This window comes from Pseudomonas sp. 05N433 (genome assembly GCF_056396925.1).
The window spans coordinates 35,802-50,247 of the sequence record NZ_JBFTML010000029.1 but is presented as its reverse complement, the minus strand read 5'-3'; the positions used below and the strand labels follow the sequence as shown (position 1 = coordinate 50,247).

General features: G+C 60.8%; 9 protein-coding genes. 1 reads left to right on the top strand and 8 read right to left on the bottom strand.

Annotated features, from left to right (window positions below; genetic code table 11):
• Positions 1–189 precede the first annotated feature (189 nt).
• The 8 genes from AC1DIS_RS16640 to AC1DIS_RS16605 all read right to left on the bottom strand — a co-directional run bounded on the left by AC1DIS_RS16640 (position 190) and on the right by AC1DIS_RS16605 (position 13,785).
• Entirely contained in the window at positions 190–3,642 is a 3,453-nt protein-coding gene (locus AC1DIS_RS16640) for a GMC family oxidoreductase N-terminal domain-containing protein (protein ID WP_477748752.1), read from the bottom strand.
• A gap of 1,641 nt (positions 3,643–5,283) precedes the next feature.
• Positions 5,284–5,850: a GNAT family N-acetyltransferase gene (locus AC1DIS_RS16635; RefSeq protein ID WP_018928787.1), complete on the bottom strand. Its 567-nt coding sequence runs from the start codon at positions 5,848–5,850 to the stop codon at positions 5,284–5,286.
• Between the two features lie 99 nt (positions 5,851–5,949).
• Complete coding sequence (gene etfB / locus AC1DIS_RS16630) at positions 5,950–6,726, bottom strand: electron transfer flavoprotein subunit beta (protein ID WP_018928786.1); 777 nt, start codon at positions 6,724–6,726, stop codon at positions 5,950–5,952.
• A 15-nt stretch (positions 6,727–6,741) separates the two neighbouring features.
• Entirely contained in the window at positions 6,742–7,962 is a 1,221-nt protein-coding gene (etfA, locus tag AC1DIS_RS16625; protein WP_064620846.1) for an electron transfer flavoprotein subunit alpha, read from the bottom strand.
• Complete coding sequence (gene dgcB / locus AC1DIS_RS16620) at positions 7,962–9,911, bottom strand: dimethylglycine demethylation protein DgcB (protein ID WP_018928784.1); 1,950 nt, start codon at positions 9,909–9,911, stop codon at positions 7,962–7,964. Before dgcB ends, etfA begins: the two co-directional genes overlap by 1 nt.
• A 210-nt stretch (positions 9,912–10,121) precedes the next feature.
• On the bottom strand, positions 10,122–12,182 hold the full coding sequence (dgcA, locus tag AC1DIS_RS16615; protein ID WP_086944436.1) for a dimethylglycine demethylation protein DgcA: 2,061 nt from the start codon (positions 12,180–12,182) through the stop codon (positions 10,122–10,124).
• Positions 12,183–12,197: 15 nt separating this feature from the next.
• The gene (locus AC1DIS_RS16610) at positions 12,198–12,728 is read right to left on the bottom strand and encodes a DUF5943 domain-containing protein (protein WP_007926354.1); all 531 of its coding nucleotides are present in this window, start codon (positions 12,726–12,728) and stop codon (positions 12,198–12,200) included.
• Between the two features lie 79 nt (positions 12,729–12,807).
• Positions 12,808–13,785, bottom strand: coding sequence for a dipeptidase (locus AC1DIS_RS16605; RefSeq protein WP_007907542.1), 978 nt, complete (start codon positions 13,783–13,785; stop codon positions 12,808–12,810).
• A 235-nt stretch (positions 13,786–14,020) separates the two neighbouring features.
• On the opposite strand from AC1DIS_RS16605, the gene AC1DIS_RS16600 reads away from it, so the two are divergent.
• Positions 14,021–14,422, top strand: a complete 402-nt coding sequence (locus AC1DIS_RS16600; RefSeq protein WP_018928783.1) for a lysozyme inhibitor LprI family protein — start codon at positions 14,021–14,023, stop codon at positions 14,420–14,422.
• Positions 14,423–14,446 lie beyond the last annotated feature (24 nt).

The window sequence follows — 14,446 nt, the reverse complement described above, 5'->3', positions numbered from 1 at the left end:
CATCCATTTCCTTGTAGTCGCCAATCCCAAGTCAGCACACGGCTTTTGTGGCGAGGGAGCTTGCTCCCGTTCGGCTGCAAAGCAGTCGTAAAACCAGAAAACGCGGTGTATCTGATCGATCGCATCCTCAGGTTTTGGGGCTGCTGCGCAACCCAGCGGGAGCAAGCTCCCTCGCCACAAAAAGCCCGATCAACCGAGGGCGGTTTTCTCCAGGTGCTGCAGGATGATCGGGTACACATCGACCACCGCGTTCTTGCCGAACATGCAGTCGATATGCCCATAACCCGGCACCACATGCCGGCTGTAGCGTTCCGGTCCATGGATTTTGCACACGCGCTCATAGGTCCTGAGCGTGCTTTCGGGCAAGTAGCACTGGTTGTCTTCGCCACTGATGAAGCAGATCGGCATGGTCAGCCGGTCGAAGTGCGGCATGTAGACGTCCTGGCCCTTGAAGTCCACCAGATGGCCTTTGCGCAGGATCAGCGCCAGGTGCTCGAAGGTCTGTATGTTCGACTCGCCGAACAACTCGTGCAGGTTGTCGTGCAGGGTTTCGTTGAGTGTGTCGTGGCGGTACAGCGACGCGTACATGAAGGTGATGCGGTGGCACACCGGGTTGGTGCAGTAACCTTGAGCCTCGATGCGGGCGTAGATGTTGAGGGCCTTGTCATAGAGTTTGTTGAACCAGCTCTCCTTGTTGTCGGCATACGCGGTGAGGGATTTGATGCCGATGGCGTCGAGCATCCCCGGCAAATGCAGACCGGCCTTGAGCCCCGTTGCCGTGGCGACCACCGTGTCCGCGGCGATCTGCGAACAGACCACCGAACGCACGCCCTGCAATCCGGCCAGCAGTGACATGAAGAAGGTCGTCGCGCCGTAGCAATGCACCACGCACTGCACGTCAGCGGCGAGGGTGGCCTGCTGGATATGCTCGATGGCGGCCTTGAAGTCGTACTGGGCAATCTGGTCGCCGTTCCATTCATGTTTGCTGGCCGGCAGCAGGATGCTGACCCGGAAATCCAGGAGCCAGACGTCGTACTCGTGCTTGCACAGGTACTCCAGCAGGTTGGTCTGGATGGTGTCGGTGGAGAAAATATTCGAGCCCACACCCAAACCATGCACCAGCATCACCGGCCCCTTGGTGCCGCCCTGATAGCGGGTCAAGCGTAGCTGGACGCTGTCTTCGGTCTGGAAGAACTGCACGCTTGGCGTCGGCGCATCCAGCGGCCGTTTCTGCCGGGGCGGCGCATCGGGGTTGAAGTAGATGTCGCCCGCGAACACCCCGCCGTAGCTCTCCCACAAGATGCCGGCGAAGAACTTGCCGAACCGCGCCAGCCCTTCAATGCGCTCACGTTCGTTGCGCGCGTTGAGCACCTTCATGGTGGTCATCTGCTTGGCAAAATCGGCCGGCTCGATGTGCATCACCCCCGAGCCGATCACCTCGCCCGTCTTGTCCGGCCCGCGATACAGCGTCACATAGAGCGTACTGGTGTCGTGCCAGACGTTCAGCACGCCGTTGTCTTCGGGCACGGTCTTGAATGCGCTGAAGTAATAATCGCTGCCGTCCTCGGCGGTCAGTTTCATGTCGTAATTCATGTGCCGCACGCCGACCTGTTCCTGATATTCCTCGAACAGATTGAACACGCCATTGCTGGCGGTCAGCGGCTCTGGCGACAGGCCCGGCGCATCCAGGGTGCCGACCAGTGTCGCGGCATGTTCCGGCTCCTTGATCATGCGATTGAGGTCGTTGGCGGTGATGGTCAGGGTGAACTCGATCGGCGAGTTATCCGACTTGCCGCGTTTGGCCGCCGCTTCGTAGAGTTTGAGATCGGTGCCCTGGGGCTGGGTGAAATCTTTGGAGAAATAGCCCTTCATGGTTTCGGTGAACTGCACGCCGAGGGTCGGTGCCACCACCGGTTTGCGCGGTGCCGAGGGCAACGTGTAGTCGATGTGCCACCCGCGATCGGCGGCCAGCAGCCCCATGTTGCGCTCGCTCACGGCAGAGATGGTCAGCAACGGATTGACCGCCAGTGAGGTCGGGATCACCGCACCGTCGGCCACGTATAGCCCGGCATAGACATCGGTGCCGCTGACGCCGCTGAACACCTGGCCCTTGTGGTTGACCACGCCTTGCGTCGCATCCTCGCCCATCACACAACCGCCCAATGGGTGCACGGAAACGATGCTGTGTTTGAGCAGCTCGGTCCAGATCGGGTTCTCGACCCAGATCCCGCCCAAGGCCTTGGTGCTCTGGTGCAGGCGCTCGTTGCCGATCTTGACGTTTTCCTGCTCGCCAACGCCCGGCCAGTCGATGCGCAACTGATCCTTGCTGTCGAGCACCATGTGGCCCTTGCCGTCGTCGTGGCTCATGATCAGGTAGGTCTGCATGTTGTGCAGGGCGCCGTGGTACGGACCTCGCAGGAAGCTTTCGGCTTCGCGCTCGGCGTATTTGAGCTTGCCGGTGAAGCTGTCATCGGTGGGTTTGCCGATCAACCCGGCGAATGTGGCCATGCTCGGCACCATGGGCCGGCCGAGTGCGCCGGGGATCGAGCCTTCTTCGATGACCATGCGGCTGCGCCAGTCGCCTTCGGTGCGCATGTCGATGATCGAGGTGATGCACGGGCCGACCGGTTTCATCTCCTTCGCCGGATGGGCACCGAAACCGATGCCGTTGATCGTTTCATCGCAGTTGTGGCCGAAACCGAGGATGTCGCCGTTGCCGCTCATGTTTTCGCCAAGCTGATTGGACGTCGACAGGCCTTTGTCCCGAGAGCGCAGGAGGATTTCGGTGGAACCCAGAGTGCCGGCCGACACCACGACGATGTCCGCCTTGACGAACAGCGTCGGCGCGGAGAATTTCTCGCGGCCGCTGTCCAGGTATTGGAAGTGCACGATCCAGCCATCGCCGTCGCGCTCCAGATGCCGGACCTCGGCCTGGCAGAAAATCTCTGCGCCGTGGTTGCAGGCATCCGGCAGGTAATTCATCAACGTGGTGTTCTTGGCCTTGTTGTTACAGCCCGAAACGCAGTCGCCGCAGTGGTTGCACGGCAATTGCTCGACGCCGACGTGGTTGAGGTTGTTCGGCAGCTTGTCGAAGGTCACGTTGATCGGCGGCTTGTAGAAGTGTGCGCCTTGCTTGAGGTAATCGGCGGACTTCTGGTTAGCCTCGAGTTTGGGCAAGGTCGGAGCGGTTTTCGGATAGGGATTGGGCTTGAGCATCTCCCGAGCCCGGGCGTAACCGTCCTTGAGCAGCGTGTCGCGATGTTCACGCACCGCCAGCGGCCAACGCGGATCATCGAACACACCGGGTTCCGGTTCCAGCGCGACGTTGGCGTTGATCAGCGACGTGCCACCCAGGCCGCAACCGACCACTACGTTCTGCTGGGCGTTGACGTGCAGGTCGAACAGCCCGGTGCGCGAGCCGATGTGCCCGTCCGGGTCATGCACTTGCAGCTCTTCAGTGGCCGCCAGCATCGTATTGGGGTATTCGCCGGGCTGGATTTCCCGGCCTCGCTCCAGCAGGCACACCCGCTTGCCGGCCCGGGACAGGCGCGACGCCGCGATCCCGCCGCCGTAGCCGGAGCCAATGACGATCACGTCGTAATGTTCCTTGATATCGCTGATGGGCGTGGCGATCCGTGTCATGGGTCATTTCCTCTCGGGCAGATGGGGCAACTCTGCGGTTGCCTGCAATCGATAGACGAACAAACGCCTGGTCACCGGGCACGGTCGGGCCTCAATGGCAGCGGTGTTATGGCATAAGGGGGCCAGGCGCTATAGACGAGCGCGCTGATTGGCGGCGCGACGATGAATCCGCTTGTGCAACGAGGTGGCGGATGTCGGAACACAGGTCACGCAGGGGCTGGGGTGCGAATGTGGCTGCGAGCGATGTGGCTGGCTATCCATCACGCGTTCTCCCTGAACCAGATGTGGATAAGTGACAGTTGTCCTTATGCGATGAGAGTGAAGACAGGCGACAGATCGAAGTCAAGGAAGTGCCTTAGAACTGTATGAAATCTGATCTATCGCGTTCCGGCCTATACGGGCCGTGGCTTACAGGGTTCAGCGAACAAGTTATCCACATCTCCACCCACAGCAAATGGGGACAACTGTGGATGACAGGCTAAATCTATTCACAAAAACCGAAGAAAAACCGTGACTTATCCAGAAGCAGGGTTTTAGCCAGGCACTGGTTGTTTTTTAATCAGAAGCTTGCAGACCACGTTTTACATAGCGTGCAGGGGATGGCGAACACCTTATCCACAGAAGCACCAACAGACTTTGGGGGCAACTTTGCGGTCTCTGTGGAAAACCGCTGAAACCCGCGAGTATTCCGGGTTTACGGGACGATTAGCGGAGGAAAACGTCGAATTGAACAATATTTGATCAACCCACTGAAAGCCGCGATCTGTATGGCCTGTAGCGGACAGCGAACATCTTATCCACAGAGGCGCCAACAGAGATTGGGGGCAAGTGTCGGCCAGTGAGCGACGTTACTCTGTGGAAAAAGCCCGAAAAAACCGTGGGTTAGGCTGGTTGTTTTTTGTACGGAGGGCTGCAGGGCTTGATTGGCATGGGGTGTAGCGAGGGGCGAACATGTTATCCACAGAAGCGCTAACAGGGATTGTGGGTAACCCAAGTGCGTTAGGAGTACATATCCGTTTCTGCGGTAACGGCGGCTYATGGTTCCGCTCTTACAGCGGGTCACTTTGGAAAAGCGCCAAAGTAACCAAAACGCTTTTGCCCCGCCATTCGGTGCCTCGCCTAGGCTCGGCATACCCTCACTCCGGCATTGCTCCGGGGGCCCGCCGCCATCGGCCATCCATGGCCGGGGGCGGCTACCGCGGCATCCTTGCCGCGGTGCCCCCTGCGCAACGCCTGCGTTCGGCCTCTGGGAAAGGGGCGTACAGATCAAGATCAAAAACCAAAGCAAAGCAAAGCAAAAGCAAGATCAAAAGATCGCCACCTCGCTTCGCTCGACAGCTCCTACAGGGAAATGCGTGCACGTGAGATCAGGCCGGCCGGTAGGCCGCCTTGCTTTTGATTTTGACGCACCGCCCCCTCGAGAGGCCGAGTGGAGGTTCTGCGCAGTGGGCCCACGGAGCAGGACCGGAGTGAGGGCATGCCGAGCCTAGGCGAGGCACCGAATGGAGGGGCAAAAGCGCTTTGGTTACTTTCGCCTGGGCCGGCATTCCGGCTTTTCGAAAGTGACTCGCTGTAAAAGCGAAACCGCCAGTCGCCATTACCGCAGCAACGGATATGTGCACAATCAAAAACGGGAAGCCCCTAAGGCCGATGCATGAGATAGGCATCACCCGTCACCCGAATCATCGGATGAGGAACGACCTGGCAAGTTTTGACGATCCCAAAACCATGGCGCTCATAAAAACGCCGGGCCCCGGTATTCGCTGCATAGTCGATCAGGCTCAGGCCGTTGAGTTCCAGTTGATCGGCGCGCTGTTGAGCATGCTCGAGAAAGCGCACACCCAAGCCTTTGTTGCGCCAACCTTCATGCAGGGCCAGGCTCGAAATATAGAGGGTATCGGGAACTTCCATGTCGGCGTAAGGCGCCAGGACCGGATCAGTCACGGGAGCTGCCAACGGATCGTGACGCGTCACGTAACTGTGCATCATGCCGATGACCCGCCCCTGTGCCTGCGCGATAACGCAGTTCTGATAGGAGAAATCGACATCTTCACGGGCGTAACGAATGGCCCCCACTTCAAGCAGATCCTGCCCGGGCTCCGCCAGCTGGCTCCAGATGTAATCCGAAGCCCCCTCTGACGAAATCTGGAACAAACGGGCAATCTCGCGCGCATCCGTGCGCAGAGCCGGACGAAATTCAACTTCCATTGATGTAACTCCCCAGAATACGAGCGACCTGCTTAGCGTGCAGGTTGATACGTAACAACCGGCCAGGCCAACGGTTTTATGGCCGGTTGTCGCTGTGGATCAACCCTGACGGACCACGCCTTCTTCAATCAGCAACTTGAGGATGGCTTCGGCGCCCGCCTGCGCGGTCACGCCCTTGAGCACTTGCCCACCGCCGCCACTGGCCTTGGCCGTCGCGGCCTTCATGCGGTCAGCACCGCTCTTGGCCTTGATCACTTTCAGGCGCTTGGGTCGTGGCTTGGCCGGTTGCAGCGTGGCCACTGCCAGCAGTTCATCGTCGACCACTTCAACTTCATCTGCCTGCAATACCCCGCGTCGCGCCGGACCGTAGGCACTTTGCCGAGGCTTGGGCGCTGCGTTATCCACAGTCGCCAGAAACGGCAGGCGCACTTTCAAGCGACGGCGCTGACCGCGCGGCAAGGCCTGCAGAACCAGCGCCGAACCACCGTCGATGGATTCGACTTGCGCCAAACCCACCACCAGCGGCCAGCCGAGGCTTTCGGCCAGCAGGAACGGCAACATGCCCGAGCCTTCACCGGTTTCCGCCTGGCTGCCGGTCAACACCACCTGCGCCCCGGCGTCACGCAAATAGTCGGTCAACGCTGGCAGCGCATCTGCGCCGACCGGTTGTTCCAGCACATGCAACTGTTCCAGGCCCATGCCCAGATAGGCACGCAGCGCCGGTTCCGCAACGTCGCCGGCGTGCAGCACTTGCAGGTTATCCCCAGCCAGCTGCAGACCCAGCTCAACGGCCCGCGCGTCCTGCTCGGCGCGGCGTGGCCGGCCGGAGGTCGGGTGGGCACCGATGGACACCAGGCTGATGATTTTCGTGCTCATAACCCTTTCCTTCCCTTAAGCCGCATCGCGCTTGGCGTCGTTGCGGTAAGCCTCTACCGCATCGATCAAGGCTTGAAGAATCTCGGCGCTCTCGCCGATCACCGACAGGTCGGCCCGTTTGATCATGTCGCAACCCGGATCGAGGTTGATCGCCACCACCTTGTCGCAGGCACCGATGCCTTGCAGGTGCTGGATCGCCCCGGAAATCCCCACCGCCACGTAAACCCGCGCGGTTACCCAGGTGCCGGACGCGCCGACCTGACGGTCGCGCGCCATGAAACCATCGTCCACCGCCACCCGCGACGCACCTTCGGTCGCGCCCAACGCTTCGGCCGTCCTGTGGAAAAGTCCCCAGTCCTTGACACCGTTGCCGCCAGAGAAGATGAACTCGGCTTCGGCCATCGGAATCGCCGCCGGGTCCACCGCCACCGCGCCCAGATCTTCGATCCGCGACAGGCTGCGAGCGACCGTTGTGGATAACTCCACCGGCAACGCTTCGTGACGGGTTTCGCTGACCGGTTCGGCGCATTCGGCAGCCGCCAAAATCAAGCGGGCCACCGGCCGCGCAAGGTCCTGCAAACCGGCACCGGCACGGCCGATGCATTCCTGATCCTTGACCTGCCAGACCCGTGTGGCCGGACGTTCGCCCAGTGCGGCAGCAAAGCGTCGACCCAGTTCGCCGCCACCACTGCGGCTGTCCGGCAGCAGCCAGTGACGCGGGCTGAACTGGTTATCCACAGCCCGCAGGCCCTGGACGCGTTGTTCCGGTGCATAACCACTGAATTCGTCGCCTTCCAGTACCAGCAAGCGGTCAACGCCTGCCGTGGCGAAGGCGTTTTCCTTGTGCTCACCGAAGACCACCGCCAGTACCGCGCCGTCCTTGCCGGCCAACTGATGGGCCAGGCCGAGCAAATCGCGGTCGTGGCTGCTCAAGCGGCCGCCGACCATGTCCGGCACCACGCTGATGTAGAACGCGGGTGCAGCCACTTGATGCAGCGGCAATTGCACTTCAACCGCGGCCGAGCGTTTAGTTGCCCCGCCCTGCTGAGCGCCACTGCGGTCGATCCGTTTGATCCCGTTGGGACCGATAAAACCGATCCCGTGGGGATTCTTGCGGATGACGCCGTTAGGCCCCATCCAGCTGTGTTGCACCGGTTGCATGGCCGCGTGCAGCGGGTGCAGACGGTTGCGGGCGATCCATTCAGCGCGAGGGTCGCGGCGGATAATGTCGCTCATCAATGCACCTCCGCAGGTTCACGTTTGGCCGGTGCCGAAGGCTTTCCCGGCGCGGCGTCTTCAAGCAGCGCATCAGCCACCAGTTCGGCGATGTCCTTGATCAATGGCCGTGGCTCGACCACGCCCTCAAGCATCGCGGTGCACTGTGGACAACCCACGGCCACCAGTTCGGCGCCGGTTTCGCGGATGTCTTCCATGCGCATGTCAGGGATCCGTTGCTTGCCCGGAATGTCGGTGATCGGCGCACCGCCACCGCCGCCGCAGCAGCGCGAACGGAAACCGGAGCGTTGCATTTCCTTGATCTCGATGCCCAGGGCGCGCAGCACTTCGCGTGGCGCCTCGTATTCGCCGTTGTAGCGGCCGAGGTAGCACGGGTCGTGATAAGTCACGCTGTTGCCTTTGTGCTGACCGAGGTTCAGTGCGCCTTCGCCAATGATCTCCGCCATGTAAGTGCTGTGGTGCTGCACGAGGTAGTTGCCATCGAAGGCGCCGTATTCGTTTTTCAGCACATGGAAGCTGTGCGGGTCGCAGGTGACGATGCGGTTGAAGCGGTATTTGGCCAGGGTCTGGATGTTGCGTTTGGCCAACAGCTGGAACGTCGCCTCGTCGCCCAGACGCCGGGCCACGTCACCGCTGTCGCGCTCTTCAAGGCCCAGCACTGCGAAGTCGACCTTGGCCGCTTTCAGCACTTTGACGAAGGCACGCAGGGTGCGCTGGTTGCGCATGTCGAAGGCACCGTCGCCGACCCAGAACAGCACGTCGGTGGTTTTCTTTTCGCTGAGCAGGTTCAGGTTCAGATCCGCCGCCCAGTTCATCCGCCCGCCCGGCGCGAAGCCGCCAGGGTTGTCGGTGGCGATCAGGTTTTCCAGGACCTCGGCGCCCTTGTTCGGGGTCGCGCCTTTTTCCAGAGTCAGATGGCGGCGCATGTCGACGATGGCATCGACGTGCTCGATCATCATCGGGCACTCCTCGACGCAAGCGCGGCAGGTGGTGCAGGACCACAGGGTTTCAGCGTCCACCAGACCGTTGACGATCGGTTGATGCGGATTACCGGCGTGCTCACCGATCGGCTTGCCTGGGTAAGGGCTGCCGGCAAACTTGGCATCCGTACCACCCGCCAGGCCGACGACCATGTCCTGAATCAGTTTTTTCGGGTTCAGCGGCTGGCCGGCGGCGAACGCCGGGCACGCAGCTTCACATTTACCGCACTGCACGCAGGCGTCGAAGCCGAGCAGTTGGTTCCAGGTGAAATCCTTGGGTTTTTCCACGCCCAGTGGCGCGGTCGGGTCGTTCAGATCCAGCGGCTTCAAGCCAGTGGAACGACCGCCGCCAAACCGTTCGGAGCGACGGTGCCAAGCCAGGTGCAAGGCACCGGCGAAGGCGTGCTTCATCGGCCCGCCCCAGGTCATGCCGAAGAACAGTTCCGACACGCCCCACAGCACACCGACGCCGAGAATCGCCGCCAGCACCCAGCCACCGAAGTTTTCCGGAAGGATGCCCGCCACCGGCAGGGTCAACAGGAAGAACGACGCCGAGAACGCCAGCAGGCTTTTCGGCAGGCGCATCCACGGACCTTTGGACAAGCGGGCCGGCGGGTTGCGGCGACGCAGGAAGACAAAGATCGCACCGACGAACATCACTGCCGTCATCAACAGCAGTGCATAACCGAGGATGCGGTTATGCAGGCCGAAACCGTGAACCAGAATCGCCAGCACAATGGACGCCACCGCACCACCGGCCGTGGCGACGTGTGTATTGGCGATGTATTTGTCCCGCGCGACGACGTGGTGCAAATCGACCATGTAACGCTTGGGCATGGCGAACAGACCGCCGATCAGGTCGACTTTCGAAGCCCGGCCCTGACGCCACATAGCCACCCGCCGCAACGCGCCCAGGACAGCCAGGCCCAGGGCAGCGAACAACAGGATTGGAAGAAGGGTGTTCAACATGGTGGAGCTCCCAAAGACCTCGGGGTCATGTGCGTGCCGATGAGAGCGACGCACCTACTTGTGGCGAGGGAGCTTGCTCCCGCTGGAGTGCGAAGCGCTCCCAAAACAGTCTCAGGTGTACACCTGATACACCTCGACTGCAGGTTTTGGGGCTGCTTCGCAGCCCAGCGGGAGCAAGCTCCCTCGCCACAGGTGATGGTGGTAAATCCGTTAGAAATCCTTGCACAACCGCAGCGCGTCGTAGATCGCCGCGTGAGTGTTGCGCTGGGCCACGCAGTCACCGATGCGGAACAGCAAGTAGCCGTCGCCCGCCTGGCTCAGCGAAGGTTGTGGCTTGATCGCGAACAGGGCTTCGATGTCCATCTGGCCTTTGTTGCGCGAGCCTTCCTTCATGGCGTAGTAGATTTCTTCGTCCGGACGCACGCCGTTCTCGACGACCACCTGGTCAACCACCCGCTCCTCTTTGGCGCCGGTGTATTCGTTTTCCAGTACCGCCACCAGCTTGTCGCCTTCGCGATAGACCTTTTCCAGCATCATGTCGCCGGTCATGATCACTTCTTTCGGGTACATGCTGCGGTAGTAAGTCGGGAACGACGTACCGCCGATGGCCACGCCCGGCTTGATGTCGTCAGTGACGATCTCGACCTGGCTGCCTTTGTCGGCGAGGAAGTCGGCTGTCGACATCCCGGTGAACTCGCAAATGGTGTCGTAGACCAGCACGTTCTTGCCCGGCGCCACTTTGCCGTCGAGGATGTCCCAGCTGCTGACCACCAGGCCTTCAGCCGCACCCCAGTGCTCGTTCTGCTCCAGGAACGGATGGCCGCCAACGGCGAGCACCACGACGTCCGGACGCAGGTCGAGAATGGTCGCCGCATCCGCCGCCACGCCCAGGCGCAGGTCGACTTTCAAACGCGCCAGTTCCAGCTGGAACCAACGGGTGATACCGGCGATCTGGTCCCGTTGCGGGGCTTTCGAGGCGGTAGTGATCTGCCCGCCGATGAATTCTTTCTTCTCGAACAGGGTCACGTCGTGGCCACGTTCAGCGGATACACGAGCAGCTTCCATCCCGGCAGGGCCGGCACCGACGACCACAACTTTGCGCTTCGGCCCGGTGGATTTCTCGATGATGTGCGGCACGCCCATGTATTCACGGGAGGTCGCGGCGTTCTGGATGCACAAGACGTCCAGGCCCTGGTACTGACGGTCGATGCAGTAGTTGGCGCCCACGCACTGTTTGATCTGGTCGACCTGGCCCATCTTGATCTTGGCGATCAGGTGCGGGTCGGCGATGTGAGCGCGGGTCATGCCGACCATGTCGACGTAACCGCCTTCCAGAATACGGGTTGCCTGGTTCGGGTCCTTGATGTTCTGCGCGTGCAGCACAGGAGCCTTCACCACTTCCTTGATACCGGCGGCCAGGTGCAGGAACGGCTCCGGTGGATAACTCATGTTGGGAATAACGTTGGCCAGGGTGTTGTGGGTATCGCAACCCGAGCCCACGACACCGATGAAGTCGATCATGCCGGTGTCGTCGTAGTACTTGGCGATCTGCTTCATGTCCTCATGGCTCAGGCCATCAGGGTGGAATTCGTCACCACAGATACGGATACCAACGCAGAAGTCCGGACCGACTTCCTTGCGCACAGCCTTGATCACTTCCAGGCCGAAACGCATGCGGTTCTCGAAGCTGCCGCCCCATTCGTCGGTACGCTTGTTGACTCGCGGGCTCCAGAACTGGTCGATCATGTGCTGGTGCACGGCAGACAGCTCGACGCCATCCAGGCCACCGGCCTTGGCACGCGCCGCGGCGCTGGCGTAGTTGCCGATCACCCGCCAGATTTCTTCCGGCTCGATGGTTTTGCAGGTCGCGCGGTGCACCGGCTCGCGGATGCCCGACGGCGACAGCAGGGTTGGCCAATGCTCACCGTCCCAGCGGGAGCGGCGACCCATGTGGGTAATCTGGATCATGATCTTGGCGCCATGCTTGTGCATGGCATCGGCCAGATTCTGGAAGTGCGGAATAATCCGGTCGTCGGCCAGGTTGACCGACTTCCACCAGCCTTGCGGGCTGTCGATGGCCACGCTGGAGGAACCGCCGCAAATCGCCAGGCCGATCCCGCCCTTGGCTTTCTCTTCGTAATACTTGACGTACCGATCGGTGGTCATGCCGCCGTCGGTGGCGTAGACCTCAGCGTGCGCGGTGCTGAGCACGCGGTTGCGGATGGTCAGTTTGCCGATCTGGATCGGCTGGAACATTGCTTCGAAAGCCATGGCGGGTTCCTCGACTTACAACGGCTTGACGGTGAACAAACCGTCGTCGTGGCCTTCTTCGGAGCCACCGTAAACTTGTTCGGCGACGGTGCGGATCTTGCTGCCGCGAGCAGCCAGGATCTGGTCCATGGCGCCGGCGAACCAGCCAGTGAACATGTAGTCGACCTTGCGCCCGACCTTGCCGTACACGTAGACGAATGCGGAGTGTTCGAGCTTGACGCTGGCGGTGCCTTTGTCGAGGTCGATGTCCTGGATCTTGAACAAGCCCCAGCCGCGCTGCGACAGGCGCTTCATGTAGTGCTCGAACACCGCGACGCCTTCCAGGCCATGGCATTCAGCTTCTTTTTCACACCAGTGCCAGGCGGATTTGTAGCCGGCCTTGTAGAGGATTTCGGCGTAGGCGTCGGCGCCCAGCACTTCCTCGATGCCCATGTGGTTGTTGACGAAGAAGTGACGCGGCACATACAGCATCGGCAGGGCGTCGGAGGTCCAGACACCGGTTTCGCTGTCGACTTCGATTGGCAATTGCGGGGCGATCTTGGCCATGGAAACTTAACTCCAGAAAATTCGTTGTGTTGCCCCCGGCACGGACGGCCGGGGGAAAGGATTCTTCAGATGCGGCGGCTTATTCGCCCCAAACGTCTTTCAAAACGTTGACCCAGTTTTCGCCCATGATCTTGCGCACCACGCGCTCGGAATGGCCGCGCTTGAGCAGGGTTTCGGTCAGGTTCGGGAACTCGCCCACGGTGCGGATGCCCAGCGGGTTGATGATCTTGCCGAAGCTGGTCAGACGGCGGGCGTAGCCCTTGTCATGGGTCAGGTATTCGAAGAAGTCCTGGCCATGGCCCTGGGTGAAGTCGGTGCCGATGCCGATGGCGTCTTCGCCGACGATGTTCATGGTGTATTCGATGGCTTCGGCGTAATCGTCGATGGTCGAATCGATACCCTTGGCCAGGAACGGCGCGAACATGGTCACGCCGACGAAACCGCCGTGATCGGCGATGAACTTCAGTTCTTCATCGGACTTGTTGCGCGGGTGCACTTTCAGGCCCGACGGCAGGCAATGGGAGTAGCAGACCGGCTTCTTGGATTCGAGGATGACTTCTTCGGAGGTCTTCGAGCCGACGTGGGACAGGTCGCACATGACACCGACGCGGTTCATCTCGGCAACGATTTCACGACCGAAACCCGACAGGCCGCCATCGCGCTCATAGCAACCGGTACCGACCAGGTTCTGGGTGTTGTAGCACATCTGCACAATACCGACGCCCAGCTGCTTGAAAACCTCGACATAGCCGATTTGGTCTTCGAAGGCGTGAGCGTTCTGGAAGCCGAACAGGATGCCGGTCTTGCCCTGCTCCTTGGCTTTGCGGATGTCGGCGGTAGTGCGCACCGGGATCACCAGGTCGCTGTTCTCGCGAATCAGCTTCTGACTGGCGGCGATGTTGTTGACGGTGGCCTGGAAGCCCTCCCACACCGACACGGTGCAGTTGGCCGCGGTCAGACCGCCCTTGCGCATGTCTTCGAACAGCTCACGGTTCCACTTGGCAATAATCAGGCCGTCGATAACGATGCTGTCGGCGTGTAATTCGGCTGGGCTCATCAGGCAGTCCCCTATTAACGATTCATGCGCCGAATCGTGTGCCGGCGCTTTGGGGCCAGCATATGCCTGAGGGACGGTGCAGCCGGGTGCAAAAACGACAGGGGAATTGCCGAAAGCGTCAATCCGCGACAAAGGGTCGCCAACCGACATGATTGCCTACCTGTTCAAGCCCGTTCGCATGGGCCAGAATTCGTCGCATCACCGAATGTTTCACTGAATTAAGGGCGGCGACGCAATGAAATCCATCTTCTTGGCTTTGGCACTGATAGCGACCGGCGTACAGGCGGCCGAAGGGGCCGACGACAACCCCTGTGACGCCGTCGAAAACGAAGTCCAGACCCTGGAATGCTCGGCTTACAGCAGAAACACCGCCGAACAGCTACTGAGCGACAACTACCAAGGCCTGAACGAACGCATGCAAACGCGCTATGGCAGCAACAAGGCGCAACTGGCCGACATCACCGCAAAAATCAAAACTGCGCAACAACAATGGCTGAAGACCCGGGATGCCGATTGCGCAGTGGAAGCGTTCCCGGCGACGAGCGGCAGTAAAGCCTTCAACATTGCGCAAAATGATTGYGTGGCGCGGATGAGTGACGAGCGGTCGGAGTTTTTGGAGTCGATTGGGCAGGAGTAAAAAGGCCACAGCGGTTGACATAAA